Raw genomic sequence first — 24,986 nt, 5'->3', positions numbered from 1 at the left:
CTAGTCGACAGCAGCCGATAGACGATCCAAGCCCAAGCGCGGACGTATCTGCTTAGCGGCGCATAGCATGAGCACGGGGCCTGGACAAGCAAGCCGAGAAATCCGCGAACGTAGTCCTGGGTTAAGCCGAGCCGCCCGGAGCGCTCACCGTGGCCCTGGTCAGTCCCGCCGACCCAGCCTGCAGGGCTTGCGCTGGCTGCTGGCGAAGGCGTGCGCGAGTATCGGATTGGTCCTCGAGCGGCGCATCGTTCGACGCGGAAAAGTGAGGCCACCTTTCCACACGATGCGCCAGCGCACAGGTGCGCAGCATAGGAGGGACCGCGGCTGCTTCAGGGAAGCCGTCGCGGCCCATCAAGTCGGACAAACCGCATGCGTCGGAATCCGGGCCGGATATTGGGCTCGAGAGTCCGGCGAGCCTCATCCCGGAAGGAAAGCGTGCGCAAGCTCGCTGCGGACTTCTGCGACGTCGGCACCGTAGAGCCTTCCGAGACGATCCCGGGTAAGCACCTCACGGGCGTTTCCACTGGCGAGGCAGCGCCCATCCCTGATGAGTACCGCCTGATCGGCATAGCGCAAGGCATGGTTGGGGTCATGCGTCGAGAAGGCGACCGCGAGGCCAGCCTCCGCGAGGGCGCGGATCTCGCGCATGACCTTGCCCTGGTTGCCGAAATCGAGGCTCGCCGTCGGCTCGTCGAGGATCACGATCCGGGGCTCCTGTGCCAGGGCGCGGGCGATCAGAGCGAGCTGGCGTTCGCCGCCGGAAATCATGGTGTAGGGGCGGCTCGCCAGATGCGCGATTCCGAGCCGGATCATGGCGGCATGGGCAATGTCGCGATCCTTCAGCGAAGGGCCCGTCAGAACGCTGCGATGCGCGCTGCGCCCCATCAGCACCACGTCCTCGACCGTGAAGGCGAACGTGCCTGCATGGACCTGAGGCACGTAAGCAATCCGACGCGCCCGCTCGCGGATCGGTATGGCGGATAAAGATTGTCCCTGGACGAGAACCTCCCCACCGAGCGGCGGCAGGATGCCGAGGAGCGTCTTCAGCAACGTGGTCTTGCCGCCGCCATTCGGGCCGAGCAGCGCGACCACGAGGCCTTCGGTGAGTTTGAGGTTGAGCCCGCGACCGATGACCCTTGAGCCATAGCCGATGGCAAGATTGCGTGCTTCCAGGATCACGACCAGCTCCGGTGTGCGGACCGCAGCAATCCGATGAAAAACGGGGTTCCGACAATGGCGCTCAGGATGCCGAGCGGGATCTCGACCTCGGCCATGGTCCGCGCCAGGGTGTCAATGACGAGCAGATACCCGCCGCCGAGGATCGCCGCCGTTGGCAGGAGGCGTGGGAAGCTCGGGCCGACGAGAAACCGGGCAAGGTGAGGCACGACGAGCCCGACCCATCCGATGATGCCGGCCGCCGCGACGCTCGCCGACGTCACGAGCGTGGCGGCCGTGATGACGGCAATTCGCAAGGGGCCTGTCGCTACGCCGAGTGTGCGCGCCTCCTCCTCGGGAAGCGACATCGCATTCATCTGCCAGCGCAGAATCAGCAGAGCCACGATGCCGAGGAGGATCGGTACGGACAGGGGCAGAAGATCCGTGGCATTCGCGGCCGCGAGGCTGCCGAGAAGCCAGAAGGTAATGGCGGGAAGCTGGTTGTAGGGATCGGCGACGTATTTGATGAGGCCGATGCCCGCCCCGAGCAGAGAGCCGACCACGATTCCCGTCAGGACAAGCACCAGGATCGTGTCGCTGCCGCGCATCGCCGAGCCCACGAGATAGACGATGGCCACGGCTACGAGACCGCCAGCGAAGGCGAGCGCCTGAATGCCGAACACATCGAACGACAGATAAATGCCGAGTACTGCCCCGAGGGCGGCGCCCGATGAGGCGCCGAGAATATCGGGAGAGACGAGCGGGTTACGAAAGAGGCCCTGAAATGCGGCGCCGGCCGTGGCGAGCGCACTGCCGACCAGAACGGCCGCAAGGACCCGCGGTCCCCGGATCTGGAAAACGATGCTCTCGACTGCAGGCGGCAGGCCGGACGGGACTCCGGTGAGCCTTGCCCACAGGACCCGGCCGAGATCAGGAAGGGAAATCGGAAAGCGCCCGAACGCGAAAGCGACGCCGATTCCGACCAGAAGAAACACCGAGGCGATGATCAGCCCATTGGCAGCGGACCGGGTCACGCATCTCGTCCTGCCAGGATGCGGTCGATCTGCTCGTCGCTGACGCTCACGTGATAGAAGGTCGCGTAGAACTCGCTGGTGATCGGCCGAAGGTCTTCGGGGAAGCGCTCCGGATAGAGGATCTTGGCGAGCCACCACAATCCGATGAACCGATTGACCGAGGGAGGAAAGTCGACCCAGCCGAACGGGAGTTTCGGCGAGAGATGCACCCGCCCGTTGCGCACGGCCGGAACGGAGGCCCAGACTGGATCCGACCTGACGCTCGTCGCAAAATCACGATCGATGGTGACGATCACGTCCGGCGCCCAGGCGAGCACCTGCTCGATGGAAACAGTGGCGAGCCCCCCGCGGGTCCCTCCCGCCACGTTGCGGGCCTTCAGGAATTCGATCGTCTCGACATTGATCGAGCCGCCGAGGCCCGTCTCGAGACCGCGCGGGCCGCGGGCATAATAGACGCGGGGCCGCTGATCGTCCGGGATATCGGAGATCCGATCGAGGATCGTTGCGATGGTGCGCTCGCAGGAACTCGCCAGTTCCTCGGCCTTCCGTTCCCGTCCCACCAGGGCGCCGAGTGTTCGATACATCCGAGGCGTGGCTTCGAACCGTCCGTCGAGCAGCGCGTAGGGAATTCCGGTCTGGTTCTGCACCCGATCGGCGAGCGAGACATACGTGTCCGAGATGGTGCCGACATCGAGGATGAGATCGGGCCGAAGGCTGAGCACCACTTCGAGATTGGCCGTGTTTCCTCGCCCAGTGAGACGCCCGAGTTCCGGTCGGGCGCCGATATCGGCCAGGAGAAACTCTCGCTCCTCCGGTCGGTTCGCCCGCGGCCAGCCCAGAAGCAGGTCGGGAGCCAGCGTGTAGAGCACGATCGCGGCAGGAGGACCGGCCGGGAAAACGCGGGTAACCCGCGGTGGAATCGCAATGGCGCGGTTGGCGCCATCGAGAACGGTAGACATCTGCGCCCGGGCAGACTGCAGGCTGGCGAGGGTTGCAAATCCGCCGAGAAGGACACGCCGGGTGGGGCCGGGGCAGGGAGTCTCTGCCCCACAATTTGGCTCTGGCGCGGAAGTCCACCTGGCGCTCACGGGAGCTGGCTCCGCTCAGCCCGGCCGCCGGCCGCGACGCTGATCTGCAAGGTCACGCATCGCTAGACTTCTCGGGTGCGAGCGGCGTGTATGCGCAGCGATCGGGCTTGATGTCGAGGAGCGGCGTGCCGTCGATGCAATCGAGCCCGCGCACCAGGAGGGTCGAGCCCTCCACGCCGACAAGCTCGACGAGAGCGGTTGCGATCGGGTTCGGCCGCACCGGTGAGCGGAGTGCGAAGGTCCCGGTTGTCGTTCCATCCGAGCGCGGGCTCTGGCTGACGAGGTCTCGGCGGGACAGATGCATCCAGTAGATCACCTCGATGCGCTGATACGCCGTAATCCCGTCGAGGGCCGCGACCCAGGGCTCGAACACTTCGATTCGGCAGACCGGACCATCGGCCCGTCCTTGGCGTGGGCACTCGAGACGGGAGGCCCAGGGCGTGCGGATGCGGCCGATGAAATGGAGCGACGCATCGTCCGGAGCCGGCGAGTCGATAGCGACTTCGCCAGGGCGAATGCCCTCGCGATTGGCAGCGCTGACGGTCATGTCGATTGGCTCCGCCTCCCTGGCTCGGTCAGTCGACGGCGATCATGACGTCGCTGGACTTGATGACCGCATAGGCCTTCTTGCCGACTTCGAGCCCCAGCTCCTCGGCGGACTCGTTGGTGATCGCAGAGGTGACGATGCGACCATCACCGATGTCGAGCCGTACATGAGTCGTTGTCACGCCCTTCCGGACCTCGACGACGGTGCCCTCGAGCTGATTGCGTGCACTCAGTTTCATGATCGATCCTCCGGAGCGGGCAATGTCGGCGCACTGAAGCCGTGACGCGCGAGAATGCCCTGTCCATCGGGCGAAAGGATGAAGAGCGCAAGCCGGTAAGCAGCCGGCGAGGCATCCTTCACGACCGTGAGGCCGTAATCCGCGCCGACGGCGAGATCGTCGGGCAGTTGCAGGGCCCGGGCGCCCGCGATCTCGTCCGCAGCCACGCGGGCATTGGTGCAATAGGTCAGGAAGAGATCGGCGTCCCCGCGCTCGACGATGAGGCCATAAATCGTGCGGCCGGACGGCGGCGTGGGGCTCGCCGCGCCGCCCGTGAGTTTCAGGGCTTTGCCATCGAGCGCGGCGAAGCTGCCCGGGCGCTGACGCTCGATCTTGCGGAAGACCTCCCAGGCATAATCGCCCGACGGGTCCGCCTTCGGGGTCGAGGTGCCGAGCTTCACCTGTGGGTCGAGCATGCGGTCGACGAGATTGGCCGGATCCACCGCGAAGTCGGGTCGCGCGAGAGCGCAGAGGCGGTTGCGGGCGAACAGGACGACGGGTCCCGCCTTGCCGTCACGGGATAGAGACAGCGGATGCTCCATGTTGGCAGAAGCGAACACCTCCGCCGGCGCACCCTTGGCGATCTCCTCGCGCAACACGCCCGAAGGGCCGAACTTACCCTCGACCCGGGCTCCTTCGCGAGCTTCGAAGGCCTGTGCGATCTCGGTCAGCGCGGCACGCAGGCTCCCGGCCGCGTGAAGCCGCACGGACTCGGCGGCGGCGCCCGGCCGGGGCACCATGACCGCCGAGAGCGCCAGAGCCACGAGAATGCTGCGCATCAGGATTGCTCCGGCTTCGCATTCGGGAAGAAGAGCTGCTCGCCGTCGATCTTGTAGTCCGCGATGGTCTTCTGTCCCTCCGGCGAGACGAGCCAGTCGATGAAGGCCTGGCCTTCCGCAGCCTTGACGTGCGGGTGCTTCGCCGGGTTCACGAGCATCACGCCGTATTGGTTGAAGAGACGCTGGTCGCCTTCGACGAGGATGGCGAGGTCGCCGCGATTCTTGAACGACAGCCAGGTGCCGCGATCGGAGAGCACATAGGCGTTCTGCGCGGAGGCCGTGTTCAGGGCCGGACCCATGCCCTGGCCGATTTCCTTGTACCAGTCGCCCTTCGAGGCATTGAGATCGATGCCGGCATCCTTCCAGTAACGCAGCTCCGCTGCGTGCGTGCCCGACTTGTCGCCGCGCGAGATGAACGGCGCTTTCGCTTCCGCGACCTTGCGGAGCCCGGTTAGGATGTCCTTGCCCTTCGTATGGGCAGGGTCGCTCTTCGGCCCGACGAGCACGAAGTCGTTGTACATCACGTCCTGACGCTTGGTGGCGAAGCCTTCCGCAACGAACTTCTCCTCCGCGGCCTTGTCGTGCACGAAGACCACGTCGGCGTCTCCGCGACGCCCGATATCGAGCGCCTGACCGGTTCCGACCGCGACCACCTTGACCTCGATGCCCGTCTTCTTCGTGAAGGCCGGCAGGAGATGCTTGAAGAGGCCCGACTGCTCGGTCGACGTCGTCGATGCGACGGTGATCGAGCGTTCCTGCGCATGGGCCAGGACGGGAAGTGCGATTAAGGCGGCAGCGGCGAGTCTCAGCACGCCACGGCGAAGGATGTCCACGGTAACTCTCCCTTGAGGTAGGCCCGCGCCTCGGAGGTGCGCGGTGCGGTGAGGACGGATTGGGCCGGGCCGTGCTCGACGGCCCGGCACTGTGACAGCACGAGCACGTCGGTCGCGAGCCGTGCGACCTGCCCGAGATGATGGGAAACCAGCAGCACCTTGGTGCCGGCCTGAGCCGTCGCAGCGATGATCTCCTCGATGGCCTCGGTCGCGCCGGGGTCGAGATTGGCCGTCGGCTCGTCGAGAAGGAGCAGTTCCGGTTCCACGATGAGCGCGCGGGCCAAAGCGAGCCGCTGCTGCTCGCCGCCGGACAGCTTGCGGGCTGCATCCCGGGCACGATTGCCGAGGCCGACACGATTCAGTGCCGCCTCGACCCGTGTCGAAACCGTGCTCCGGGACAGGCGCAGGGGAGCGAGCGCGAGCGCGACGTTCTGGGCGACGGTTCCGCGGATCAGGCCCGGCTTCTGGAAAACGAAGGCGCGCCGGACATCCTGTGGCGAGCGATCACCGAAGCGGATCGACCCGGCATCGGGACGCAGAACTCCGTCGATCATGCGGAGCGTCACGCTCTTGCCGGCTCCGTTCGGGCCGATCACGGCCGTCACGCCGGCCGGTGTGATGGACGCGGAAAGTCCATCGAGCACCGTTCGCCCCCCCGGACGGAAGACCAGCCCCTCGATGTGGATCGGCACCATCGGCCCTATCCGTAGGCGCGCATGGCATGGCCGCGGAGCGCGGAGGCCATGACATTCACGACGATGACGATGCCGATGAGCACGAATCCGAGTGCGAGCGCGAGCGGCAGGTCGCCCTTCTGCGTCTCGAGCGAGATGGCCGTCGTCATGGTGCGCGTGAAGCCGACGATGTTCCCGCCGACGACGAGGACCGCGCCGACTTCGGAAACCGCGCGTCCGAAGGCGGCCAGGACTGCGACGATGAGCGAGAAGCGCGTGTCGAAGATCAGCGTCTTGGCTCGCTGCCATGTCGACAGCCGCATGGAGCGGAGCTGCTCACCGAGCTCGCGATCCGCGTCCTCAATGATCTGCCGGCTGAAAGCCGCGACGAGAGGAGTCACGAGAATCGTCTGCGCGATGATCATGGCGCGCGGCGTGAACAGCAGGCCGAGGGCGCCGAGCGGCCCCGATCGCGAAAGCAGCAGGTAGACGACGAGCCCGACGACGACCGCCGGCAGGCCCATGAAGGCATTCAGAAGGGTGATCGTGATTTGCTTCCCAGGAAACCGGCCGATCGCGATCAAGGCTCCCAGAGGCAGGCCGACGAGGCAGGCGAGTCCCACCGCCGTGAGGCTGACGCGCAGCGACAGGGCCGCGATCGAGAGCACCTCGCGATCGAGCGCGCCGAGCAGCAGGATGGCATCGGTCAGGGTCTGCACCATGGATGCGGATATGCTATCCAGCGTCCTGCCGAATCAATATGAACTGATATGCATATGCGTGTGGAACTCCGGCTGGGCGGTCTCATCACCATCAACGATCACGAGATCGCGCTCGGGCAGAGCCACGCCCTCCTCGACGCCATCGCCCAGGAGCGATCGGTGCGGGGGGCCGCGGAGCGCTTGGGGTTGTCCTACCGCGCGGCCTGGGGCCGTCTCGTGACGCTGGACGCCGCCCTCGGGCGGCCCGTGGCCGTGAAGACCAAGGGCCACGGCAGCGTCCTCACGGAAACCGGGGCTGCTCTGCGCGATGCCCTCTCGGCGACCCTCGAGTTGTTCGAGGCCTCGATCGCCCAGGAGGAACGAGCGCTCGAGGGGCGTCTTGCCGCGCTCACGGGAACCACGTCACCCCGGATCAGGCTGGCGCTCAGCCATGACCCCCTCCTAATGGGCGTGCTGGAGGCATTGCCCGATACCGAGATCACGGTTGTCGGCAGCCGAGAAGCCGTCGAGCGCCTCCTGGACGCTCGCGTCGATGCAGCCGGCTTCCATGCCGGCGACATGGAGGTGACACGCACGCCACCCTACGATGCGCTGTTTCGCAACCGCAGGCTTGTCGTGCGGCCGCTCTTCACGCGGGAGCAAGGACTGATGCTCGCGCCCGGCAACCCGCTTCGTGTCCATTCGGTCGAGGATCTTGCCCGCAGCAAAGCGCGGTTCGTGAACCGGCAGCGCGGATCGGGGACCCGCCTATGGTTCGACGCCTTGCTCGAACGGGCCGGTCTGTCTCCCTCCGACGTTGTGGGTTACGAGCAGGAGGAGTTCACGCATCAGGCGGTGGCCGCCGTGATCGCTTCGGGGGCCGCCGATGCCGGAATGGGCGTGCGCGCGGTAGCCGAACGCTTCGGGCTCGACTTCCTGCCGATCGGCCATGAAGTTTACCACTTCGCCGTGCGGACCGAACTCTCCGGCTTCTTGGATCAACTCACCGAGAAGATTGCACAGCGGCTGGGAAAAGCCATCGGGTACGCTGCTAATTCATAATCACCAAGGTTCCAGCCGCTCTCCGTCATCGCGAGCCGCGGGCGAGGCGAGCCATCCGTTGACGGGTAGATTGCTTCACTCCGTTCGCAATGACGAAGTGGGTCTGAGGGAGGGAAAGGCACACTCGGAAACGAGAGCAGGCGCTGGATCCTCTACCGTCCTTGCGCGCCGCGGGAGTGATGCACTGCCCTTTCCGCCCCACCTCCGTCATTGCGAGCCGAAGGCGAAGCAATCTACCCGACGACGGATGCGCGCCTGGATCGCTTCGCTAGGGCCTCGGCCGTTCGCGCGATATCCGAGCACCTTCGCCAATACGCCCGATCGAAAGGGGGACGCTTCCTGCTGTCTGGGTCGACGGCTCGCGGTGAGACTAGATTCGACAGCGATATCGACCTGCTGCTCGACTTTCCTGCTCACATCGAAGCGGACGCCGCAGTTCGTGGCACAGGTCGCAATGCAGGCAGTGGTGCTCGGATGAGCGACGCACGTGGATCGAGGTTTCAGCATTCACACGATTGTTCCGCAATCCTGCTTGCGCGCGCAACAACCGATTTTGCCCGATTGACGAAATCACCTGGAGGCCTCGGCGGCCGGCAACAAGACATGCTTGCGAACATATAAGTCGCTACAGATCAGAGTAGTTGACGCATGTCGTGATACAGCGCAGACTTTCCCCCTCGCCCGGCTGCTGCGCAGCCGACCTCTCCCGCCAGGGGAGAGGTGATGTGCAAGCCGACAGCGCTTCACCTCCCCTCGACGGGAGAGGTCGCCCCGATTTGGCAGAACGAACCCAAATGTGATGTGTTCGCAGCACCATATTTCCACTTCGCCCATTGCGGGAGAGGCCGCTCTGAAGGGGCGGGTGAGGGGTGCCGGCGCCGAGATTTGGCATCATGCGGCGTGCACATCTTCCGGGCAGTTCCCAGATGGCGTTGTGCTCGGACAGGGTACAAGCTGATATGCTCGAAGCTGCTGAACAGCGCGTGAAGTCTGCAACCAGTGGCTTCGACATCTCGTAACACTCCGAGCATCACCAATGCTTGGCCCGATCGGCTGCATGGTCGCGTGCAGCGTAAGCCGGGGAACATTGACGAAGCACGAGTAACTTTATAGAAATAAAAACAAAAAAGATCCGGTGGCGGGCAGGCGAATGGGAGGAAGGCATGGCGCAATTGGCGCGGTCCGCTCGCTCGTATCGGGGGCAGCCGCCATCCCATAGCAGAGTATCTCCGCGGTTCCCCCTCTTACAGGCGGCTCAAGCTCCTTTCGGGAGCCGAGCCAGCTTCAAATCCCCTCATGGGCTCCTCCGGGAGCGTTGAGTCCGATCATTCCGTCCCGGCTCTCAGGGGAGGCAAGGAGATGCGCCCAATTCGCGTCGGAGTGATCGGGACAGGTTTCATGGGCAGGGCGCATGCCCTGGCCTATCGCGCGGTATCGGGCATCTTCCCCGGGTTGCGGCCGGAACTCGAGGTCGTGGCCGACATCGACGAGAAGGCCGCCGCGGGCGCGTGCCAGCAGCTTGGTTTTCGGCGTTACACCTCCGACTGGAAGGTTCTGGTTGCCGACCCTGCGGTCGAGATCGTCTCGATCACGACACCGAATGTGTTTCACCGTGAAATGACTCTCGCGGCCGTCGCTGCCGGCAAGCATGTTCATTGCGAAAAACCGATCGCGCCGAATGCACGCGATGCGCGCGACATGATGGAGGCCGCGGAGGCTGCCGGTGTCGTCACTCAGGTCGGCTACAACTACATCAAGAACCCGCTGCTCGGATTGGCGCGCGAGATGATCGCCAATGGAGAGCTCGGCGAGATCACCGGTTTCCGCGGCATTCATGCCGAGGATTACATGAGCAATCCCGAGCACCCGTATAGTTGGCGCTTCGATCCGAGCGGCGGGGCCGGCGCGATTGCCGATCTCGGCAGCCACATCATCTGCATGGCCCGCTTTCTCCTCGGCCCGATCGAGGAAGTCATGGCCGATCTCGAAACGGTTGTGAAGACTCGACCCGTGCGGGGTTCCGCGGATCGCCGACCGATCGAAGTGGACGATATCGCACGCCTGACCGTTCGTTTTGCACGAGGCTGCCGCGGCTCGATCGAGGCGAACTGGGTGGCAACGGGCCGGAAGATGCATCTCGCCTTCGAGGTCAATGGCACGAAGGGAACGCTCGTGTTCAACCAGGAACGCCTGAACGAGCTCCACTATTACCGCGCCGGGCGTGACCCTCGCCATAGCGGCTTTCTTAGGATCGAGACCGGCCCGCAGCATCATCCCTATGGCCTGTTCTGCGTCGCGCCGGGCCATCAGCTTGGTTTCAACGATCTGAAGACGATCGAGGTCGCGGACTTTCTCAAGGCCATCGATGGCGGAGAGCCTCGCGGTCCGGATCTCCGCGAGGCCTATGAGATCCAGAAGGTCATCGACACCGCCCTCGTGTCGTCGCGTGAGCGGCAATGGAAGGTGGTGTCCTGAAGTTTGGAAGCAATTGCGCAGCCCGACTGCGTGCCGTCAGAGTCAAGCTGAGACGCCACGCGGAAAGCACGCCCAACGGAAGTCGAAACCGAAGCAACTGGATTCGGCGAAGAGGAGAGGAAACCATGAAGCGTCTTTTCAGGAAAGTTGCAGTCTTCTCAGGCATCGTGACCGCAGCGCTGCTTGCCAGCGCCTCAATGCAGAGCCAGGCTCAGTCACAGACGCCCCGCATCATCGTGGTGACCCACGGGCAGGCGAACGACCCGTTCTGGTCGGTGGTCAAGAACGGCGTGACCGCAGCCGCTAAGGAGACCGGTGTGCAGGTCGATTACCGTGCACCGGAGACCTTCGACATGGTTGCCATGAGCCAGCTCATCGATGCGGCTGTGAACCAGAGCCCGGCCGGGCTCGTCGTGTCGATCGCCGATCCTTCAGCGCTCAGCGCCTCCATCAAGAAGGCTGTCGCTGCCGGTATCCCGGTGATCTCCATGAATTCCGGCTCGGACGTGTCGAAGTCGCTCGGTGCGCTGCTTCATGTCGGCCAGGACGAATATGTTGCCGGCAAGGCCGGCGGTGCGAAGCTGAAGGAGCTCGGAGGCAAGGTCGGCCTGTGCGTCAACCAGGAGGTCGGCAATGTGGCGCTCGATTTGCGTTGCAAGGGCTTTACCGACGGCTTCGGGGGGAAGGTGACGGTGGTGCCGGTCTCGAACGACCCGACCGACGTGCGCGCGAAGGTCAAGGCGGCACTTCAGGCGAATGCCGATGTCGACACGATCATGTGCCTTGGCGCCGCGACCGCCGGCGAGCCGTCGCTTGCCGCGGTGAAGGACGTCGGCAAGGTCGGCAAGATCAACGTCGGCACTTTCGACATGTCGGCCGGGTTCCTCAAGAGCATCTCGGCAGGCGAGGCGGCCTTCGCCATAGATCAGCAGCAGTACCTTCAGGGTTACCTGCCGGTGGTGTTCCTGGCGAACTACGCCAAATATGGCCTCATCCCGGCCAGCGACGTGGCCTCGGGCCCGAACCTCATCACCAAGGAGAAGGCCGCCCAAGTCGTGGATTTGTCCGCCAAAGGCATCCGCTGAACGACAACGGCCCGCGGGATCGTCCCGCGGGCCTTCGATCTCCTGTCGAATGGAGGCGGCTTCATGGCGCAGATCAGCCAGCCGATCCTGGGCGTGAGCTCAGCGACTTCGAAACCCGTCGCAGCGGACGAGCGCCTGAGAAAGACCTCGTTCGTCACCCAGGTCATGCGCCGCCCGGAACTGGGCGCGGCGGCAGGCCTGATCCTGGTGACGATCTTCTTTCTCTCGACCGCCGATTCCTCGATGTTCACGCTCGCCGGCGTCATGAACATCCTGTCGCCGGCGGCGCAGCTCGGCATTCTCGCCATCGCGGCCGCGCTCCTGATGATTGGCGGCGAATTCGATCTCTCGATCGGCTCGATGGTGGCCTTCGCGGGTCTGATTTTTGGCACGCTGATCGTTCTTTCGGGCCTGCCGCTGCTCGTGGCGATTGCACTGACCTTCGTGTTCGCGGCGCTGCTCGGCGGCATCAACGGGCAGATCGTCATCCGCACGCGACTCCCCTCCTTCATCGTGACGCTCGCCTTCCTCTTCATCCTGCGGGGCCTCTCCCTGGTCGGCCTTAAATGGGTGACGGGCGGCTCGACGCAGCTGCGCGGCATCGGCGATCAGGCAGGAGAAGGGCTGGTGCGCGAACTCTTCTCCGGCGTCGCCTTCGAGGGTCTGTTCTCTTGGCTCGCCTCGCACGACGTCATCGCCAAGTTCCCAAACGGCGCTCCGACCGTCACGGGCGTGCCGATCTCGATCATCTGGTTCATCCTGTTCGCGGCGATTGCCACATGGGTGCTCCTGCGGACCCGCACGGGCAACTGGATCTTCGCGTCAGGCGGGGACGCCAACGCGGCACGCAATTCCGGCGTGCCGGTCAACCGCGTGAAGACGGGCCTGTTCATGCTCACCGCCTGCGCGGCGGCGCTGGTCGCAATTCTGACGGTGCTGGATGCCGGCTCGACCGATGCGCGGCGCGGATTCCAGAAGGAGTTCGAGGCCATCATTGCAGCAGTGATCGGCGGTTGCCTCCTCACCGGCGGCTACGGCTCGGCGATCGGTGCGTTCTTCGGCGCCATCATCTTCGGCATGGTATCGATCGGCCTCACGTACACCCGCTTCGACTCCGACTGGTTCCAGGTCTTTTTGGGCGGAATGCTCTTGCTCGCCGTCCTGTTCAACAACTTCATCCGCAAGAAGGTGACCGGGGAGCGCTGAAATGCCGGACGAAAACCCTCTCATCGAGGTGCGAGACCTCGTCAAGCATTTCGGCTCCGTCATTGCTCTTTCGGGCGTGTCGATGAAGGTCGGGCGAAGCGAGGTGCTGTGCCTTCTCGGCGATAACGGCGCCGGCAAGTCGACGCTGATCAAGACCCTCTCGGGCGTGCATCGCCTGACCTCCGGCGCGTTTCTCGTCGAAGGCCAGCCGATCACCTTCGCGTCGCCGCGCGATGCTCTGGATGCGGGCATCGCCACCGTCTACCAGGATCTTGCGATGATCCCGCTCATGTCGGTGACGCGCAACTTCTTCATGGGACGCGAACCGACCCGCGGCTTCGGTCCGTTCCGCTTCGTCGATTTTGATCACTGCGATGCGGTCACGCGGGACGAGATGCGCAAGATCGGCATCGATATCCGCGATCCGCACCAGGCGGTCGGAACGCTCTCGGGCGGCGAGCGGCAATGCGTGGCGATCGCCCGTGCGGTCTATTTCGGCGCCAAGGTGCTGATCCTCGACGAGCCGACGTCGGCGCTCGGCGTGGCGCAGACCTCGATGGTCCTGAAATACATCCACCAGGTGCGCAGCAAGGGCCTCGGCGTCATCTTCATCACACACAACGTGCGGCATGCCTATGCGGTGGGCGATCGCTTCACGGTTCTCAACCGGGGCAAGACGCTCGGCACCTTCACCAAATCCGAAATTCAGATCGACTCCTTGCAGAACCTCATGGCTGGCGGCAAGGAGTTGCAGACGCTGTCGCACGAGCTCGGCGGGACGGTTTGATCGCGTTGCATACCATCGCTGCAGCCCTCATCGTCATTGCGAACGCAGTGAAGCAATCCAGGAGCGCAATGGTCGACGGGTAGATTGCTTCGCCTGCGGCTCGCAAGGACGGTGAGGCGGCGGAAAGGGCTGTGCGCGCCGGCTGCGATTCGCAATAGAAGCCGGGGGTGACACGCCGCCCGAGACTGCAATAGTCGTCCCCGAATCGGAATGTCGGCGACTTCGGCGAGGAGCGACACGTGGCGGAAGCAATTGTCCTGCGGGAGTATGGTGGGCCGGAGGTCCTGCGGAGCGAAAGCATCGAGGTCGGCAAGCCTGGACCCGGGGAGCTTCGCATCCGTCAGACTGCAGTCGGCATAAACTTTCACGACGTCTATGTGCGCTCCGGCCTGTATCGGACGCTGTCCTTGCCGGGCATCCCCGGGATCGAGGCAGCCGGCGTGGTCGAGGAGGTCGGCCCCGGAGTGTCGGGATTCGCCGCCGGAGACCGAATTGCGTATGTGACGGCCCGCTACGGCACTTACACCTCGGAACGCCTCCTGCCCGCGGATATCGCGATCCGTCTCCCGGCCGCGATTGACGACAAGCTCGCCGCGACGGTGCTCCTGAAGGGCCTCACGGCCGAGATGCTGGTGCGCCAAGTGTATCGGATCGAGCGCGGGCATCTCGTCCTAGTACATGCCGCGGCGGGCGGCGTGGGGCGCCTGCTCTGCCAATGGGCGAGCCATCTCGGTGCGACCGTCATCGGCACCGTGGGAAGCACCGAGAAGGCCGAAATCGCGCGCGCTGCCGGATGCAAGCACGTCGTGCTGTACCGGGAGGAGAACTTCGTCGAGCGTGTTCGTGAGATCACCGATGGGCGTGGTGTCGATATTGTTTACGATTCGGTCGGCCGCGACACCTTCGAGGGCTCGCTGGACTCGCTCGCCACGTTCGGTCATCTGGCGAATTTCGGACAATCGTCGGGGAGCGTCACAGCGTTCGAGGTTGCCCGGCTGTCCAAGGGTTCGAACGCGCTGTCGAGGCCCGTGGTGTTTCACTACGTCGCGGACCGGGCGAAGCTCGAAGGGATGTCGACCGCTCTGTTCGATGTCCTGTCGCGGGGCGCGCTGACCGCGCAGCCCGGAAAAGCCTTCCCGCTCGCCGAAGCGGCGGCCGCTCACGAAGAACTCGAATCCCGACGTGCGGCGGGGCCGCTCCTGCTCGTGCCATGAGAAAAACGACGATGCTTGGACCCGACCAGACTCTCGCAGCCTCTGCCCTGTTGTTCGATCATTGGCAGAACGGCCGCCGATTGCAGGCGTTGCCGCCCGATCTCAGGCCCGCGACCCGGGCCGAAGGCTACGCCATCCAGGCTCACCTGGAAGAGCGAAGCGCATCGCCGGTCTTCGGCTGGAAGATTGCGGCCACCAGCCGAGCCGGTCAGGTGCATATCGGGGTCGATGGGCCGATGGCGGGCCGCATCCTGCTGGAACGCGTCATCGAGAGCGGTGCTGCGGTTCCGCTCGGCGCGAACCACATGCGGGTCGCCGAAATCGAGTTCGCATTCCGGATGGGACGGGACCTGCCGCCGCGCAGCACGTCCTACGCGCCGCAGGAGGTGCTCGCCGCGGTCGATTCCCTTCATCCCGCCATCGAGCTATCGGATTCCCGATTCGAGGATTTTGCAACCGTCGGAGCGCCACAGCTCATCTCCGACAATGCCTGCGCTCACCTGTTCGTGCTCGGACCGCCATCGACGGCCGAGTGGCGGACGATCGATCTCGCCGAGCACAAGGTCTTGGGCCGTGTGGCCGGCAGATTCGAGCGTGAAGGCAAGGGAGCCAATGTGCTCGATGATCCGCGCCTCGCCCTGGCGTGGCTTGCGAACGAGCTGTCGCAACTCGGCATCACGCTGAAGGCCGGACAGGTGGTGACGACCGGAACCTGCACGGTCCCCATCGAGATCACAGGCGGCGACGAGGTGTTCGGAAGCCTCGGGATACTCGGCGAGGTTTCGGTCAGGATCCTATGAGGTCGAGATCGCCCTACGCTGCGCCGAGATCACGACGATGAGCATATCGCGGCGCGGGTGAGCGGGCTTGCCGGCGGGCGTCCGCATGCTCGACTGATGAGACACGAAACTCCATCCGCGCCATTCCTGTCGGACTACGCCATTCGTTCGATGAAGTGCGCTTTATTGGAGATGGCGGGTTTCATGATACAGTGAGCATGCCCTGACATAGCGGCGAATGGAGGCAATTGTGCATCCGCCGCGTCGAAGCCTGATTGTGGCTGCTGCCCTCGTATTGGCGGCACTGTTTGCCGGTGCCTCCGTCAGCGCTCGCGAGGACGGGGAGGGTCGGTTCGCCGCATTGGTTGACATCACCGGTGCGATCGGGCCCGCCACGGCGCGCTATGTCAGCACTGCACTGGCCACCGCGCGCGAGCGCCGCGCCGAAGTCATCATCCTGCAGCTCAATACGCCGGGAGGACTCGCAACCAGCATGCGTGAGATCATCGCCGATGTGCTGGCTTCACCGGTGCCGGTGGTCGGGTTTGTCGCTCCCTCGGGAGCCCATGCAGCGAGCGCAGGCACCTATATCCTCTATGCGACGCATATTGCCGCGATGGCGCCCGGCACCAATCTCGGAGCCGCCACCCCGGTGCAGATCGGCGGGCTGCCCGGGCTCCCGTCAGGTCGGGAGGGAAACAGCGACAGCGACAAGGACGATAAGGATCAGGCGAAGCCTGCCGCATCCCAGGATCCCATGGCCGCGAAAGTGACGAATGATGCCGTTGCATTCATTCGCAGCCTGGCGGAATTACGGGGGCGCAATGCGGAATGGGCCGAGGAGGCCGTCCGGGAGGCGGCTACGCTTTCGGCCCAGGCGGCCCTGGACCGGCACGTCATCGATCTCGTGAGCCGTACACCCGAGGAACTCCTCGCCAGAATCGACGGCCGGGAGGTCGAGGTCGCTGGCGAGCGCCGGCGCCTGCACACCAGCGGGCTGCCGGTCGAGATCCTGGAGCCGGGCTGGCTCGCTCGCCTACTGGCAGTCATCACCGATCCCAACATCGCCTTTCTGCTGGTGATCGTCGGACTCTTCGGCCTGATCTTCGAGTTCAGCAATCCCGGCGTCATTGCGCCCGGCGTCATCGGCGCGCTCTGTCTCGTGCTCGGCCTCTATGCCCTGAACATGCTACCGGTAGATTACACGGGCCTCGCCCTCATGGTTCTTGGCGTCGCCTTCCTGATCGCGGAGGCGTTCACGCCGACCGTAGTGCTCGGGATCGGCGGTCTCATAGCCTTCGTGCTCGGATCGGCGATCCTCATCGATACGAGCCAGCCGGAATTTCAGCTGTCGTGGACTGCCATCGCTGCGGCGGCCGCAGGGTGCTTCGGCCTGTTCACCCTGACTCTGTCCTATGTCTGGCGCACACGGCGTCGACCGGTGCGAACCGGCGCTCCGGCCATGCTGGGCCAGCGCGCCGAGGTGCTCGACTGGTCCGGCGATGCGGGCCACGTGCTCACCCACGGAGAACGCTGGCAGGCTCGCGGCGGGAAGGCGCTCGCACGGGGCGACTGCGTCGAGGTGACGGGCATCGACGGCCTCACGCTCGTCGTGCGCCGCTCTTCGGGAACAGCGAACAGGCCGGGAGAAACACCATGATCTTCGATTATCTCGCCTATCTGGTTCTCGCGCTGCTCGTGCTCGCCTTCCTGGCCTCCTCGGTCCGCGTGCTCCGGGAATACCAGCGTGGCGTCATCTTTACACTGGGCCGCTTCACGGGCGTGAAGGGACCGGGCCTGATCATCTTGATTCCGTTCATCCAGCAGATGGTGCGGGTCGATCTGCGGGTGGTCGTTCAGGACGTCCCGTCTCAAGATGTCATCTCGCGCGACAACGTCTCGGTGAAGGTCAACGCGGTCCTGTATTTCCGGATCGTCGACCCCGAGCGGGCCATCATCAAAGTCGAGAATTTCATGGCCGCGACGAGCCAGCTTGCCCAGACCACGCTGCGGTCGGTGCTGGGCAAGCATGAACTGGATGAGATGCTCGCCGAACGCGATCAGCTCAACGCGGACATCCAGCAGATTCTCGACCAGCAGACGGATGCCTGGGGCATCAAGGTGACGAATGTCGAGATCAAGCATGTCGACCTCAACGAGAGCATGGTGCGCGCGATTGCCAAGCAGGCGGAAGCCGAGCGTCTCCGGCGAGCCAAGGTGATCAACGCGGAGGGCGAGCAACAGGCGGCGGAAAAGCTCGTCGAGGCAGGCCGATCACTGGCCCAGGAGCCCCGCGCCATGCAGTTGCGCTACTTTGCGGCTTTGCACGACATTGCCGGTGACCGCTCCTCCACGGTGGTCTTCCCGCTGCCGGTTGACCTCCTGACGCATCTCGGCGCCGCACGGGCCACATCCTCAGACACATCAGCTGCCGAGCAGCCCGACGAGGCGACACCACAGCCTGTGGCCCGACGGCTTGGGTGATGATGCGCTGTGCTTGTCCGAAAGTCTGCTACGCTCCTCTCTCGACCCGGGATCAGCTCGGCTCATCCGCGTCGGAGGCATCCCATGCTCCGCATCGCCTTGTCATTGCGCCTCGTCATGCTTTTTGCCTCGTTCGGCGCGGCGCTCGGAGCCGTTCTGATGTTCTGGAAAGGTGGGGTCAAGCTCGCGACCGCGCTCGGCGAGGTCCTCCTGGCCGAAGCGGATACGGCCTCTATCACTCCGGCCGTCATGGCGGCGACGGACGCCTTCCTGTTCGGCGTCGTGCTCATCATCTTCGCTTACGCGATCACGTTCGGCTTTGTCTTCGATCTCCCCGAAACTGTACGGGCGCGCATGCCGGCCTGGATGCAGGTGAGAACGATCAACGAGCTGAAACACACCCTCGTCGAAGCGATCTTGGTCTATCTAGTCGTGGATTTTGCAACCGACATGGCGAGTGGTATGGATCATCTCAACCTGAATGCGCTCACAATGCCGCTGTCGGTGCTGGTAATCGCGGCCGCGCTTCGCCTCCTCGGCAGGAGTCGATCAACGGAGGACACCGAGGCGAGCCGCACGGATCAAGACGTAGAGGCGGTGCCAATGCGGAAAACGTCCAGGCATTGACCCGGAGAATGTGCTTTCTCCGTCATCGCGAGCGGAGTGAAGCCATCCAGGAGCGCATCGGTCGACGGGTAGATTGCTTCGCCTGCGGCTCGCAAGAGCGGAAGTGCGGCGAAAGCGGCAGCGCATCGCACCCGCGACACGCCATGTCAGAGCCCATTAATAACTGAGCGTCGTCGCGTAGAAATTGGCGAGCTTGTCGATCTCGCGATCCGTCAGCTTCGAGGCGACGCTGCGCATGCGCGTATAGATGTCGTTGCGGCGGTCCGTCGATTTGAAGGCCCGCAACTGGCGCGCGAGATAATCCTTGTTCTGGTGCGAAAGCGTCGGGGTCTCGATGGGACCGCCTGCCGTGCCGCCATGACAGGCATTGCAGGCGGGAAGGCTGCGGCTCGGGTCGCCGCGCTCGACGAGGCGCACGATATCCTCGTCGACGACCTCCGCCGTCGTCGGGTCGAGGGCGCGTTTCGTGCTCGAGGCGAAATGGGTTGCCACGTCGATGATCTGCTGATCGTCCAATCCTTGCGCGATACCGGTCATGATCTCGTTCACGCGGCTCCCGCTCTTGTAATCGTGCAACTGCTTGTAGATCGCGACTGCGGAGTGGCCGGCAAGGTTCGGGTTCGCGGGATCGGTCGCGATGCCGCGCTCACCGTGACAGGCCACGCAGGCCTGCGCGACCTCCGCACCGGCCTGGGACGGCTGGCCGAGGTCACGCATGAGATCCGGGCTCCACGCGACCTGCGTCGCCGGTTGCGCCTGCGCTTCGCTCGACGGCTGCCCCACGGCCGGTGAGCCGGGCAGGATGCCGACGGCGCGGCAGATCGCGGTATACGCGTCAATGCCAGCAGACCTGCCTTGCACGATCGGCAGGATCAGGAAGCCGAACACGATCGAGAAAGCCAGGAGCGAGATGATGATGACGCTGGCCCATATGCGCCAGGGCTTGTCGATCTCGCGCAGTTCGGCAGGCTTCATGCTCAGCCCCTTTCATCCACGCGATGCACGATCGCCTCTGGGGCATCGATGACGAAGAACTGGGCAACCGGGTAGCCATAGGCGGCCACCATGAGAACGAGGACGAGCACGTTCCAAAGCGCGAAGCCGTTGAGGGCGGCCGGCACCCGCTCCGGAGGGTGCACGGCCGTGGCATAGAGCGGACGAAGGCCTATCGTCGTCACGGCTCGGGCACGGTGGAATTCAAGCAGATTCCAGATGAACAGCACGGCACTCGCCAGAAGGAACACGCCTCCAACCAGCGAGACGACGACCCACGGCCCCCAGGCGGCGATGATGGGGTCGGCATAGTTGAACGTGGCGACACGGCGCCACTGCCCCTGCAGGCCGAGATAATGCCATGGCAGGGTCATGACCATCATGCCGATGAACCAGAGCCAGAGTTGCAGACGCTGATGTCGGACCGAGGCCGGCATACGCCCTGTGAGCGTCGGCCAGATCGTATAGGCGATGGCGAAATACATGATTACCGCCGTGCCCCCGAAGATGAGGTGGAAATGAGCCGTGACCCACGACGTGTTGTGGACCATGGCGTTCATCCCGTAGGACATGTTGATCAGCCCGCCGCCGCCGCCGAACCATAGCATGAAGAAGGCAAGCCCGGTGGCGAGCACCATGGGGCGGTCCCATGGCAGGGCTCCGATCCAGCCGAAAAGGCCTCGTCCGCCGCGCAGTCGCCCTGCGATCTCCATCGAGGCCGAGATGGTGAAGACCGTGAGCAGGGTCGGCGCAGCAACCAGTGCCGTGAAACTCATCTGCAGGAATTTGAAGGCGCTCGATTGCTGCGGGTCCATGAACAGGTGGTGCATGCCGACCGGCAGGCTGTAGATCAGGAAAAGGATGAAGGTCAGCCGCCCCATCGTGTCGCTGTAGAGCCGACCGCCCGCAGCCTGCGGGGCCATGGTGTAGAAGGCGATGTAGGACGGGATCAGCCAGAAATAGACGATCGCGTGCAGCGTCCAGGAAAAGAGCGTGCGCGAGAGCCCCACATCGATGGCCTCATTCCAACCGAAAGCCGCGGGAATGACCTGGAAGAGCAACTCTGCCGCGACCCCGACTGTCGTCCAGAGCCACAGGACGGCATTCCCGACGGTCGCGAACATGGCGAGCGGCACCGGAATGCCCGGATTGGCGCGCTTGAATCCGATCATCGCCAGGATTATGAGTCCGCACCAGATCCATGAGCCGACGACGACGAGCACCAGGCCGATATAGAAGAACGGGCTTGCCGTAAGCGGCGGGTAGAACGTGAAGAGAACCGTCGCGCGGCCCGCAAAGATCGTGACGGCCGCCATCACGGAGCCGATGATGCCGAGCGCGAAACCGAGCCAGGCAAGGAACGGCGCGGGGAGCGGCCGCTCCAGGGCCGTTTCGGCCACGTAATAGCCGAATCCCATGACAAAGAAGGTGGTCAGCACATAGGCCATCGAGACGCCGTGCGCCGTTACCGAAGTGAAATAGGCCTCTGCCGTGAGGAATGGTGCAGGCAGGGGACTTCGCGCCCACATCTGCCAGACGCCGAGCACGGCCGCGATGGCGAAGGCTGCGAATCCCACCCACAGATGAGCGAGGATGAGGCGTCTAGCGTGCACCACAGGTCGCCCTCCCGTCCGGGCCGGGCCTGAACTCGCTCTCAGGGACGACCCGCACCGTCGCCCACATCTGGCTGTGTCCAAGCCCGCAATATTCGTGGCACGGCATCAGAAGATCGCCGGTCCTGGTGAAGACGGTATGGACCTGGCTGACATAGCCCGGCACGACCATCGCGTTGACGTTGGTGCCGGTCACGAGAATGCCGTGAATGACGTCGGGCGTCGCGAAGCGCAGGGTCACGGTCCTGCCCGCGGGGACGACGATGCATTGGGGCTGAAAGGCGAACTGTGTTGCGACGAGGCGGCTCGTCACCTGGTCGCCGGCCTCGACCTTGGTGCCGAGATTGCCTTCCGTGAACTCGCCCGTGAGGTGCAGCGTTTTCGGATCGATCGTCTCGATGTTGCTCGGCGGATTGATGTGGTGGACGAGGCCCGCATAGATGATCGCCAGCATGATGATCGTGACGATCACCGTCACTACGGCGGTCCACCACAATTCCGTCTTGAGGATGTCCTGTTCGGTGTCGGCGCGCATGGCCTAGCCCACGGAGCCGCGGGGTAGGAACACGTACGCATACATCAGGAACCAGGCGAGGAGGAGGAGCCCGACCGTCAACCCCGAGAGCGCCAGGGCGCCGCGAGGGACCTCGCGCATGACGCGCTCCAGCGCGGCATCGCTGATGTCACCTCCTGCGAGAGGGAGGGCACTTTCCGGCGGCGAATTCGGGTGCAGTGGAACCGGCATCGAGGCTCCTCCCTGCGGAGGGCCCGCTCGTCGAATCCGGGGCGAGTGACGTTACGGGTGATCCGGGTTCGGAACAGGCCACGGCGCTTGAATTGAAGCCATAACTTGCAAGGCGAAGCTTCGTTCCCAACTACGATGACGTAGATGGGATCGAGTCATTCGGCTCCACGCAGCGGCGACGCTTGCCACCGTCAGGCGCGGTCCGTCCCGGCGCAGAGCGAACCCCTCAGAGAGATGCAAAGGCGAACGCCGCTTCACCCAAAGCCGATCGACGGGAGGATGGCTTCTCGGGAAGGGGAATCAAGCGCTGCTCGAGTTCGGCAAGCTGCCGGACGAGAAGTCCGCGCTCGCGCTTGCGCGCCTCGGAAAGCGTGTCGAGGCAGGATTGCTTGACGTCGGCCGGCCCGGACCATTGCTCCATGAACTGATGGGCCGTCTCATAGCGATGCTCGACATCGGCGAGAGCGGAGAGCAGGTCCTGAGCTTCGGGAAGCAGGTCATTGGGATAGACGCTACGGGCGACCGGACATTCACGCGAGGGGTGAAAGACGCTGAATCCGAACATGACGGCTACCTGTCTGGACTGTCGGATCTGAAGCCGATCGACTCGGCTGGGCACTGTTTATGAATACTGCGGATAGCCAGAGCGGACATTGACCTGGATCAACTTGGTGAAAGGTATGGTCCGTGAATGGGGGCACGGCGGCCGGGTTGGGCTACGGGACGTTCAAAACAGGTTTGCCAGAACAAGAGATCGTTCGAACGTGAAAATCTTGGCGAGGTCTTTGCAATGGCCAAGGTGAGGCCCGTTCCCGGAGAGCCGTTACTTGCCGGATTTATGACGTTTACGATTGCCGACTTGACAGGTTCTGGAAACAGGCAGAGCCTTGTTATGACGTCTGCTCTTTTGGCCCTCCTGCGAAACCGGAGGTCGTCATGAACTCATGGGAGCAACCTGCCGCAATCGCCCCGGCGGCACTCGGGTAAGTCTCAGCTTAGCGTATGGTGAGCATCGATTTCTGTTGTCGGCAGGTCCGCGGCAGGATTTGCGACTCATGTCGTATAGCTGGAGAGCAGATTGACTTCGACAGGCGCCCACGGCCAGCCCCCATTGGAGGAATGACGTGCTGCCTAGGACGTGGCAACCGGGCGTGAGCGATGAGGACATCGCTAAAGATGATGCTCCCAATCCCGGACCTCCTCCTGGGCCCGCTCATGAGCATAGCCATAGCGCTCTTGCAGACAGGCGATGAGGGCCTCACGATGTCCTTTGATACGGGCCATGTCCTCATCCGTGAGCCTATCCCAGCGTATCTTGGCATAGCGTTGAAACTGCTTCCAGTTTGCTCTGATGTGACCCCAACTCATGGCTCCCTCCCGGGATGTCTGCGGAAAGCAAGTGGCAGAAGCGGGGGAAGTTCCATGAGTCGAGCACTCCTCACGAGCGGAGTTGTCCGAGCCTGGTAGAAACACCTGGAGGTTGGCATGAGGCTGGAGAGCGTAGACAAGGGAATTACGATCCAAAGCTCGAACGTTCACCTCGGCGACAGGCTCCCCGACTATGCGCGTGAGAATATTCTGCGCGTCGCCAGTAAATATTTCGGGCGACTGAATACCGCTGCCGTTCACTTCACAAAGGACGGGATCACGTATCGCTGCTCCGTGAACATGCAGATGGGCGCCCTCCCGATGAAGAGCGCCGAAGCCAGGGACAAGGATATCTATCTCGCGTTCAACGCCGCTCTTGAAAAGGTTGCGAAGCAACTCCGGAGGACGAAGCGCGAGCTTCGCGAAGACAAGGCCGAGCGGTTGGACAAGGACGTGGTCCTGCGAGGAGGCGCGAGCCCGATCGCGGTGGCGTCGACATCATCTCTCGGTGATGAAGTGGCGGAAGAGGAACGCTTCTGAGCGTGTGGGTACGCGCGCGCCGAAGAACCTTCCGGGAGTGGGGTGAATTATAACCCATTGGATCTCTATATCCGTCCTTGCGAGCCGGAGGCGAAGCAATCTACCCGTCGACGGATGCGCTCCTGGATGGCTTCGCTCCGCTCGCAAGGACGATGAGCGGCATGGGTGCGCGATGAGCACTGTCGGAATCCGAAACAGAATCCGGACATACCCCGTCATTGCGAGCCGAAGGCGAAGCAATCCAGACTGGAGCCGCGTACCGGAATCAATTCACTCCACCCGCGATGACGAGAGAGGCAGATGCATCGACGCGCCAATTGCGCGAGCGACAGAAACGCGCAGCGGACTCGCTCCATCATTATGAGCCGCTCGCTGCACCCCTTTGCCTAGTGTGTCACTTCTTCCTTTGCCGTACTTGATCACCCGAAACCGAGGGCGATCACGATGGCCCGGTATCCGCCATAAGGAGTGCTTGACCCGCTCCCGATACCGGATTTTGTGACGCTATGATGAGAAGCACACTCCTCGCACTCTGCGTCGCTACAACATTCTTCACGGCTGCAAGGGCTGAAACGGACAACGATGTCGAAGAGCGGTATTCGGCGATCGTCGGAATGCCCACTTATGCCGTCTGGTCGAAATGCGTTTCGGAACGGGCTCTCGAATTGTCCAAGTTTCTCGAAGTCGAGGCGAGTGCGCGAATCGCCTTCGGGCGGTGCAAGATTCCGGAACTCAAGCTGCGTGCGGCCCTCGAGGAGAAATACCTCCTGGTCACGGTCAAGACAATCATGGAGGATCACCGCGAAGCCATGCTCGCATTCTCGGTGAACGAGATCCTGGTTGCCCGGGTTATGGGTGAGGCGCCGGCCGGGCAATGAGCCAAGGCATGCCGGGGGAGTCATGGGACGCTGATCTTCGGA

28 protein-coding genes are annotated in these 24,986 nt (G+C 63.9%); 13 read left to right on the top strand and 15 right to left on the bottom strand.

Annotated features, from left to right (window positions below; genetic code table 11):
• Positions 1-417 precede the first annotated feature (417 nt).
• From BN1233_RS36920 to BN1233_RS36880, 9 genes are all read right to left on the bottom strand, one after another.
• Positions 418-1,179: an ABC transporter ATP-binding protein gene (locus tag BN1233_RS36920; protein WP_046868657.1), complete on the bottom strand. Its 762-nt coding sequence runs from the start codon at positions 1,177-1,179 to the stop codon at positions 418-420.
• Positions 1,176-2,189, bottom strand: coding sequence for a FecCD family ABC transporter permease (locus BN1233_RS36915; RefSeq protein ID WP_046868656.1), 1,014 nt, complete (start codon positions 2,187-2,189; stop codon positions 1,176-1,178). Before BN1233_RS36915 ends, BN1233_RS36920 begins: the two co-directional genes overlap by 4 nt.
• On the bottom strand, positions 2,186-3,148 hold the full coding sequence (locus BN1233_RS36910) for an iron ABC transporter substrate-binding protein (RefSeq protein ID WP_082145872.1): 963 nt from the start codon (positions 3,146-3,148) through the stop codon (positions 2,186-2,188). The genes BN1233_RS36915 and BN1233_RS36910 overlap by 4 nt, the downstream gene beginning before the upstream one ends.
• Before the next feature lie 181 nt (positions 3,149-3,329).
• Positions 3,330-3,824 (bottom strand): tRNA (N6-threonylcarbamoyladenosine(37)-N6)-methyltransferase TrmO, encoded by a 495-nt coding sequence (gene tsaA / locus BN1233_RS36905; RefSeq protein ID WP_046868655.1) that lies wholly within the window; start codon positions 3,822-3,824, stop codon positions 3,330-3,332.
• A gap of 28 nt (positions 3,825-3,852) precedes the next feature.
• Positions 3,853-4,062 carry a TOBE domain-containing protein gene (locus BN1233_RS36900; RefSeq protein ID WP_046868654.1) on the bottom strand — a complete coding sequence of 70 codons (210 nt, stop codon included), beginning with the start codon at positions 4,060-4,062 and terminating at the stop codon, positions 3,853-3,855.
• Positions 4,059-4,880: a molybdate ABC transporter substrate-binding protein gene (locus BN1233_RS36895; protein ID WP_046868653.1), complete on the bottom strand. Its 822-nt coding sequence runs from the start codon at positions 4,878-4,880 to the stop codon at positions 4,059-4,061. The genes BN1233_RS36900 and BN1233_RS36895 overlap by 4 nt, the downstream gene beginning before the upstream one ends.
• Positions 4,880-5,713, bottom strand: coding sequence for an ABC transporter substrate-binding protein (locus BN1233_RS36890; RefSeq protein ID WP_046868652.1), 834 nt, complete (start codon positions 5,711-5,713; stop codon positions 4,880-4,882). Before BN1233_RS36890 ends, BN1233_RS36895 begins: the two co-directional genes overlap by 1 nt.
• Positions 5,686-6,408: an ATP-binding cassette domain-containing protein gene (locus BN1233_RS36885; protein WP_046868651.1), complete on the bottom strand. Its 723-nt coding sequence runs from the start codon at positions 6,406-6,408 to the stop codon at positions 5,686-5,688. Before BN1233_RS36885 ends, BN1233_RS36890 begins: the two co-directional genes overlap by 28 nt.
• 5 nt (positions 6,409-6,413) lie before the next feature.
• Positions 6,414-7,109, bottom strand: a complete 696-nt coding sequence (locus BN1233_RS36880) for an ABC transporter permease (protein ID WP_046868650.1) — start codon at positions 7,107-7,109, stop codon at positions 6,414-6,416.
• Between the two features lie 54 nt (positions 7,110-7,163).
• On the opposite strand from BN1233_RS36880, the gene BN1233_RS36875 reads away from it, so the two are divergent.
• The 11 genes from BN1233_RS36875 (at position 7,164) to BN1233_RS36825 (ending at position 18,807) form a co-directional block, all read left to right on the top strand.
• Complete coding sequence (locus tag BN1233_RS36875; protein WP_244470889.1) at positions 7,164-8,150, top strand: substrate-binding domain-containing protein; 987 nt, start codon at positions 7,164-7,166, stop codon at positions 8,148-8,150.
• Between the two features lie 210 nt (positions 8,151-8,360).
• The gene (locus BN1233_RS51420) at positions 8,361-8,771 is read left to right on the top strand and encodes a nucleotidyltransferase domain-containing protein (protein ID WP_046868648.1); all 411 of its coding nucleotides are present in this window, start codon (positions 8,361-8,363) and stop codon (positions 8,769-8,771) included.
• Positions 8,772-9,509: 738 nt separating this feature from the next.
• Positions 9,510-10,625: a Gfo/Idh/MocA family protein gene (locus BN1233_RS36865; RefSeq protein WP_046868753.1), complete on the top strand. Its 1,116-nt coding sequence runs from the start codon at positions 9,510-9,512 to the stop codon at positions 10,623-10,625.
• A gap of 197 nt (positions 10,626-10,822) precedes the next feature.
• Positions 10,823-11,710 carry a sugar ABC transporter substrate-binding protein gene (locus BN1233_RS36860; RefSeq protein WP_425311783.1) on the top strand — a complete coding sequence of 296 codons (888 nt, stop codon included), beginning with the start codon at positions 10,823-10,825 and terminating at the stop codon, positions 11,708-11,710.
• Between the two features lie 63 nt (positions 11,711-11,773).
• Entirely contained in the window at positions 11,774-12,916 is a 1,143-nt protein-coding gene (locus BN1233_RS36855; protein WP_046868646.1) for an ABC transporter permease, read from the top strand.
• 1 nt (position 12,917) lies between these two features.
• Positions 12,918-13,703, top strand: coding sequence for an ATP-binding cassette domain-containing protein (locus BN1233_RS36850; RefSeq protein ID WP_046868645.1), 786 nt, complete (start codon positions 12,918-12,920; stop codon positions 13,701-13,703).
• Positions 13,704-13,942: 239 nt separating this feature from the next.
• Positions 13,943-14,917, top strand: a complete 975-nt coding sequence (locus tag BN1233_RS36845) for a quinone oxidoreductase family protein (RefSeq protein WP_046868644.1) — start codon at positions 13,943-13,945, stop codon at positions 14,915-14,917.
• Between the two features lie 11 nt (positions 14,918-14,928).
• Entirely contained in the window at positions 14,929-15,717 is a 789-nt protein-coding gene (locus BN1233_RS36840) for a 2-keto-4-pentenoate hydratase (protein WP_046868643.1), read from the top strand.
• 229 nt (positions 15,718-15,946) lie between these two features.
• Positions 15,947-17,356: an NfeD family protein gene (locus BN1233_RS36835; protein WP_244470890.1), complete on the top strand. Its 1,410-nt coding sequence runs from the start codon at positions 15,947-15,949 to the stop codon at positions 17,354-17,356.
• Positions 17,353-18,180 (top strand): slipin family protein, encoded by an 828-nt coding sequence (locus BN1233_RS36830; protein WP_082145871.1) that lies wholly within the window; start codon positions 17,353-17,355, stop codon positions 18,178-18,180. The genes BN1233_RS36835 and BN1233_RS36830 overlap by 4 nt, the downstream gene beginning before the upstream one ends.
• An 84-nt stretch (positions 18,181-18,264) precedes the next feature.
• Positions 18,265-18,807, top strand: a complete 543-nt coding sequence (locus BN1233_RS36825) for a YqhA family protein (protein ID WP_048709074.1) — start codon at positions 18,265-18,267, stop codon at positions 18,805-18,807.
• A 156-nt stretch (positions 18,808-18,963) separates the two neighbouring features.
• Here the strand turns inward: BN1233_RS36825 and BN1233_RS36820 are convergent, their stop codons facing one another.
• The 6 genes from BN1233_RS36820 to BN1233_RS36795 all read right to left on the bottom strand — a co-directional run bounded on the left by BN1233_RS36820 (position 18,964) and on the right by BN1233_RS36795 (position 23,526).
• Complete coding sequence (locus BN1233_RS36820) at positions 18,964-19,782, bottom strand: c-type cytochrome (RefSeq protein ID WP_048709076.1); 819 nt, start codon at positions 19,780-19,782, stop codon at positions 18,964-18,966.
• Between the two features lie 2 nt (positions 19,783-19,784).
• Entirely contained in the window at positions 19,785-21,416 is a 1,632-nt protein-coding gene (locus tag BN1233_RS36815; protein WP_046868641.1) for a cbb3-type cytochrome c oxidase subunit I, read from the bottom strand.
• Positions 21,403-21,948 (bottom strand): cupredoxin domain-containing protein, encoded by a 546-nt coding sequence (locus BN1233_RS36810; protein ID WP_046868640.1) that lies wholly within the window; start codon positions 21,946-21,948, stop codon positions 21,403-21,405. Before BN1233_RS36810 ends, BN1233_RS36815 begins: the two co-directional genes overlap by 14 nt.
• A 3-nt stretch (positions 21,949-21,951) precedes the next feature.
• On the bottom strand, positions 21,952-22,158 hold the full coding sequence (locus BN1233_RS36805) for a hypothetical protein (protein WP_052764094.1): 207 nt from the start codon (positions 22,156-22,158) through the stop codon (positions 21,952-21,954).
• A gap of 226 nt (positions 22,159-22,384) precedes the next feature.
• Positions 22,385-22,723: a hypothetical protein gene (locus tag BN1233_RS36800; RefSeq protein WP_046868639.1), complete on the bottom strand. Its 339-nt coding sequence runs from the start codon at positions 22,721-22,723 to the stop codon at positions 22,385-22,387.
• 605 nt (positions 22,724-23,328) lie between these two features.
• Positions 23,329-23,526, bottom strand: a complete 198-nt coding sequence (locus BN1233_RS36795) for a CsbD family protein (protein WP_046868638.1) — start codon at positions 23,524-23,526, stop codon at positions 23,329-23,331.
• Positions 23,527-23,643: 117 nt separating this feature from the next.
• Here BN1233_RS36795 and hpf point away from each other — a divergent pair, with 117 nt between their 5' ends.
• Both hpf and BN1233_RS36785 read left to right on the top strand, forming a co-directional pair.
• Positions 23,644-24,066, top strand: a complete 423-nt coding sequence (hpf, locus tag BN1233_RS36790) for a ribosome hibernation-promoting factor, HPF/YfiA family (RefSeq protein WP_046868637.1) — start codon at positions 23,644-23,646, stop codon at positions 24,064-24,066.
• A 506-nt stretch (positions 24,067-24,572) separates the two neighbouring features.
• Positions 24,573-24,944: a hypothetical protein gene (locus tag BN1233_RS36785; RefSeq protein ID WP_046868636.1), complete on the top strand. Its 372-nt coding sequence runs from the start codon at positions 24,573-24,575 to the stop codon at positions 24,942-24,944.
• The last annotated feature ends 42 nt before the right edge of the window (positions 24,945-24,986 follow it).

This window comes from Microvirga massiliensis (assembly GCF_001006805.1).
GTDB lineage: Bacteria > Pseudomonadota > Alphaproteobacteria > Rhizobiales > Beijerinckiaceae > Microvirga > Microvirga massiliensis.
The sequence above is the reverse complement of the archived record's forward strand: the minus strand, read 5'-3'. Positions and strand labels throughout refer to the sequence as shown.

Excerpts from the sequence above, each read along its gene's own strand:
- hpf (WP_046868637.1), top strand. The coding sequence starts at position 23,644 with ATGAGGCTGGAGAGCGTAGACAAGGGAATTACGATCCAAAGCTCGAAC.
- BN1233_RS36875 (WP_244470889.1), top strand. The coding sequence starts at position 7,164 with ATGCGTGTGGAACTCCGGCTGGGCGGTCTCATCACCATCAACGATCAC.
- BN1233_RS36865 (WP_046868753.1), top strand. The coding sequence starts at position 9,510 with ATGCGCCCAATTCGCGTCGGAGTGATCGGGACAGGTTTCATGGGCAGG.
- BN1233_RS36910 (WP_082145872.1), bottom strand. The coding sequence starts at position 3,148 with ATGTCTACCGTTCTCGATGGCGCCAACCGCGCCATTGCGATTCCACCG.
- BN1233_RS36795 (WP_046868638.1), bottom strand. The coding sequence starts at position 23,526 with ATGAGTTGGGGTCACATCAGAGCAAACTGGAAGCAGTTTCAACGCTAT.
- BN1233_RS36895 (WP_046868653.1), bottom strand. The coding sequence starts at position 4,880 with ATGCGCAGCATTCTCGTGGCTCTGGCGCTCTCGGCGGTCATGGTGCCC.
- BN1233_RS36860 (WP_425311783.1), top strand. The coding sequence starts at position 10,823 with ATGCAGAGCCAGGCTCAGTCACAGACGCCCCGCATCATCGTGGTGACC.
- BN1233_RS36825 (WP_048709074.1), top strand. The coding sequence starts at position 18,265 with ATGCTCCGCATCGCCTTGTCATTGCGCCTCGTCATGCTTTTTGCCTCG.
- BN1233_RS36840 (WP_046868643.1), top strand. The coding sequence starts at position 14,929 with ATGCTTGGACCCGACCAGACTCTCGCAGCCTCTGCCCTGTTGTTCGAT.
- BN1233_RS36820 (WP_048709076.1), bottom strand. The coding sequence starts at position 19,782 with ATGAAGCCTGCCGAACTGCGCGAGATCGACAAGCCCTGGCGCATATGG.
- BN1233_RS36880 (WP_046868650.1), bottom strand. The coding sequence starts at position 7,109 with ATGGTGCAGACCCTGACCGATGCCATCCTGCTGCTCGGCGCGCTCGAT.
- BN1233_RS36805 (WP_052764094.1), bottom strand. The coding sequence starts at position 22,158 with ATGCCGGTTCCACTGCACCCGAATTCGCCGCCGGAAAGTGCCCTCCCT.
- BN1233_RS36900 (WP_046868654.1), bottom strand. The coding sequence starts at position 4,062 with ATGAAACTGAGTGCACGCAATCAGCTCGAGGGCACCGTCGTCGAGGTC.
- tsaA (WP_046868655.1), bottom strand. The coding sequence starts at position 3,824 with ATGACCGTCAGCGCTGCCAATCGCGAGGGCATTCGCCCTGGCGAAGTC.
- BN1233_RS36810 (WP_046868640.1), bottom strand. The coding sequence starts at position 21,948 with ATGCGCGCCGACACCGAACAGGACATCCTCAAGACGGAATTGTGGTGG.
- BN1233_RS36850 (WP_046868645.1), top strand. The coding sequence starts at position 12,918 with ATGCCGGACGAAAACCCTCTCATCGAGGTGCGAGACCTCGTCAAGCAT.
- BN1233_RS36855 (WP_046868646.1), top strand. The coding sequence starts at position 11,774 with ATGGCGCAGATCAGCCAGCCGATCCTGGGCGTGAGCTCAGCGACTTCG.
- BN1233_RS36785 (WP_046868636.1), top strand. The coding sequence starts at position 24,573 with ATGATGAGAAGCACACTCCTCGCACTCTGCGTCGCTACAACATTCTTC.
- BN1233_RS36800 (WP_046868639.1), bottom strand. The coding sequence starts at position 22,723 with ATGTTCGGATTCAGCGTCTTTCACCCCTCGCGTGAATGTCCGGTCGCC.
- BN1233_RS36830 (WP_082145871.1), top strand. The coding sequence starts at position 17,353 with ATGATCTTCGATTATCTCGCCTATCTGGTTCTCGCGCTGCTCGTGCTC.
- BN1233_RS36885 (WP_046868651.1), bottom strand. The coding sequence starts at position 6,408 with ATGGTGCCGATCCACATCGAGGGGCTGGTCTTCCGTCCGGGGGGGCGA.